A 2,820-nucleotide genomic window follows, 5' to 3' on the forward strand; every position below is an offset into this window, starting at 1 on the left:
GGCCGTTGAACAGCGTGGAACCCACAAAACCCAGCCTGAGCCGTCCCACCTCGCCGGCCTGCACCTCGCGGGCGAGGGCGCAGGCGTCCTCGGCGCGGTCCAGCAAGGCTTGGGCGCTGGTGCGGAAGGCGTCGCCCGCGGGCGTCAGGCGCACGCCCTTGCTGTCGCGGTCGAAGAGACGGGCGCCGACGCTGGCCTCCAGCTGCTGGATGGCGACCGACAGCGGCGGCTGCGAGATGGCCAGGCGCTGGGCGGCACGGCCGTAGTGCAGCTCCTCGGCCAGGGCGATGAAGTAGCGCAGATGGCGGAACTCCAAGGAGCGGGTAACGGTGTCCGTTGTCTTGGCAATAGGCATTGCGAATCGTCGAAGTCGTTTCTTGAATTGGACACGAATCGGGCCGCGGCGCAATACTTCTGCCATTCGCGCCCGGCGCTTTTGCCGGGCGTTGCTCATTAGGACGCGCACCATGGCCACCAAGGCAAGCTTTCACTGGGACGACCCGCTGCTGCTGAACGAGCAGCTCACCGACGATGAACGCATGGTGCGCGACGCCGCCGCGGCCTATTGCACTGACCGCCTGAAGCCGCGAGTGCTGGAGGCCTTCCGCAACGAGAAGACCGACGCCAGCATCTTTCGCGAGATGGGCGAGCTGGGCCTGCTGGGCCCGACCATCCCTGCCGAGTACGGTGGCGCCGGCCTGAATTACGTCAGCTACGGCCTGATCGCCCGCGAGGTGGAGCGTGTGGACTCGGGCTACCGCTCGATGATGAGCGTGCAGTCGTCGCTCGTCATGGTGCCTATCAACGAGTTCGGCAACGAGGCGACCAAGCAGAAATACCTGCCCAAGCTGGCCAGCGGCGAGTGGATCGGCTGCTTCGGCCTGACCGAGCCCAACCACGGCTCCGACCCCGGCTCCATGATCACGCGCGCCCGCAAGGTCGACGGCGGCTATGAGCTGACCGGCAGCAAGATGTGGATCACCAACAGCCCCATCGCCGACGTCTTCGTCGTGTGGGCCAAGGAAGACACGGGCAACGGCGGCGGCCAGATCCGCGGCTTCGTGCTGGAAAAGGGCGCCAAGGGCCTGAGCGCCCCGGCCATCCACGGCAAGGTGGGCCTGCGGGCTTCCATCACCGGCGAGATCGTCATGGACAGCGTGTTCTGCCCCGAGGAGAACGCCTTCCCCGAGGTGCGTGGCCTCAAGGGCCCGTTCACCTGCTTGAACAGTGCCCGCTATGGCATCGCCTGGGGTGCCCTGGGTGCGGCAGAAGACTGCTGGCACACGGCCCGCCAGTACACGATGGACCGCAAGCAGTTCGGCAAGCCGCTGGCGGCCAACCAGTTGGTGCAGAAGAAGCTGGCCGACATGCAGACCGAGATCACGCTGGGCCTGCAAGGCTGCCTGCGCCTGGGTCGCATGAAGGACGAGGGCAYGGCGGCGGTGGAGATCACCTCCATCATGAAGCGCAACAGCTGCGGCAAGAGCCTGGACATCGCCCGCATGGCGCGCGACATGCTCGGTGGCAACGGCATCTCCGACGAGTTCGGCATCGCCCGCCACCTGGTGAACCTGGAGGTGGTGAACACCTATGAGGGCACGCATGACATCCATGCGTTGATCCTGGGGCGGGCGATCACGGGGATTGCTGCGTTCTGAGAATTGGAAGGCTGACGGGCGTCCCCTGCAGGCTGGACGACCGGCGCCAGCGCTGGCCTCACCTATCATTCTGGGCACCGCAGTTGAGGGGCCGTCAGCCGTGTTGGCTCACCGCCATATTCACCAGTCGAAAGACAACGCTGCCAGTACGCCGGCCGCGTAGCTCCTTCCTTTCGGGCAGAACTGCGCACCTCGCCATCGCAGCCCTTCGGACGAGCCCGCCGCGGTTTCCAGGATGAACGAACACAAGACAGGTTGGAAAGGARCGCCGTGTTGACAGAGTGGCTGGACGCCGAGGGCCGTTTTTTTCATCCCGAGCCGCGCGTGCGGGTCGTGCCTCTGCCGCATGGCAGCCACTGCGTGGTGGTGGACAACGCCCTGGCCAATCCGGAGGGCGTGCGCCAATGGGCGGCCTCGCAAGCTTTCCGGCCGCCGACGCACTTTCCTTATCCGGGCTTGGTGCTCGACGCGCCCAAGGTGCTGGGCGAGCGGATGGCCGATTTGTTCGCGGAGCATGCGCGCGCGCCGCTCGGTGGTCGTCGCACGCTGCATCAGGAGGCGCGGCTGTCATTGCTGAACACGCCTCCCGAGGCGCTTGATCACCGGCTTTGGCTGTGCCACCGCGACGTTGTGCTCGTCGACCGAAGTTTGTTGTGCGCAGCCAGTGTGCTGTATTTGTTTCATGACCCCACGCTGGGGGGGACCAGCTTCTATCGCCCACTGCGGGACCCGCAAGAGATCGACCGCATGCTGGAGGACAGTTTCAAGCTGGACGGCCCGACTTTCAGTGCGCGCTACGGGTTAGAGCCGGGCTACATGAAAGGCGACAACGCGCATTTCGCGCGTGTGGCCAAAGTCCTCGCGGTCTGGAACCGCGCCATCTTCTACGACGGCTCCCTTTTTCATTCGCCTGACGTGGATCAGCCCACGCTGCTGAGCTCCGACGCGCTCCAAGGCCGCCTCACGCTGAACGGTTTTTTCACGTGCAAGCGCCAGGCGGCGTGAGCGGCAGCGCCAGCTCACGCTCGGCGGACCGGCCAGCACTTCTGGATCCGGCCCGCGTCTACCGGGGAGCGGGTGACGAAGAGGGGCGAGCCGTGGTTGCTGCCGATCCCGGGTGCCGAGCAACACGAGCAAGACCGCAAACGCGCTGGGTGACTTG

At 65.9% G+C, this 2,820-nt stretch carries 3 protein-coding genes; 2 read left to right on the forward strand and 1 reads right to left on the reverse strand.

Annotated features, from left to right (window positions below; genetic code table 11):
* Positions 1-316, reverse strand: a 316-nt coding sequence (locus ACXJKR_RS28945; RefSeq protein ID WP_457325783.1) for a LysR family transcriptional regulator, incomplete at its 3' end; no start/stop codon positions are given.
* 151 nt (positions 317-467) lie between these two features.
* Here ACXJKR_RS28945 and ACXJKR_RS28950 point away from each other — a divergent pair.
* Positions 468-1,658, forward strand: a complete 1,191-nt coding sequence (locus ACXJKR_RS28950) for an acyl-CoA dehydrogenase (protein WP_457325784.1) — start codon at positions 468-470, stop codon at positions 1,656-1,658.
* Between the two features lie 273 nt (positions 1,659-1,931).
* Entirely contained in the window at positions 1,932-2,663 is a 732-nt protein-coding gene (locus ACXJKR_RS28955) for a DUF6445 family protein (RefSeq protein WP_457325785.1), read from the forward strand.
* Positions 2,664-2,820: the final 157 nt, after the last annotated feature.

The organism is Roseateles sp. P5_E11 (assembly GCF_054049355.1).